Origin of the sequence: Mesorhizobium sp. GbtcB19 (genome assembly GCF_019091085.1) — a bacterium.
Taxonomy (GTDB): Bacteria; Pseudomonadota; Alphaproteobacteria; order Rhizobiales; family Rhizobiaceae; genus Mesorhizobium.
In genome coordinates this window covers 1-372 of sequence record NZ_JAGXJY010000139.1, presented here as the reverse complement: position 1 = coordinate 372, position 372 = coordinate 1, and the positions used below count along the sequence as shown (strand labels likewise).

The 372-nt window shown below is 34.1% G+C and carries 1 protein-coding gene; it reads left to right on the top strand.

What is annotated here, in order from left to right; translation table 11 throughout:
- A partial coding sequence (locus KVT37_RS31960; protein WP_217578989.1) for a hypothetical protein occupies positions 1 to 372 on the top strand: 372 nt, incomplete at both ends.

Below are 372 nucleotides of genomic sequence, written 5' to 3'. Positions count from 1 at the left end.
CCAAGGAATTACCTCTGTAGCTGTAAATCTCTTTATCTTAGCTCAGGAAAGAGTCCTTTTTGATGACAATAATAATAACGAGTTAATCACCTCTAAAGTGCTGAAGCAGACTGCTAAGAAAGATATGCAAATTATCCAGCCAATGCTAGATGCCATTCGCAAAAATGACTTTGCCTCAATGTACAAATATGAAGATATTATCATTAATCTAGATGAACTGATGATGAATCATAAGCGAAATACAGAGTATGAAGGTAAAGTAAAAGAAGCGATGAAAGAACGGCAAAACACATTGAATTATAAACGACAAGAAATGATACAAGCGTTAAGTGAAGAAGTAGCAGCAATTGGTATCTTTGATGCTTTAAATTC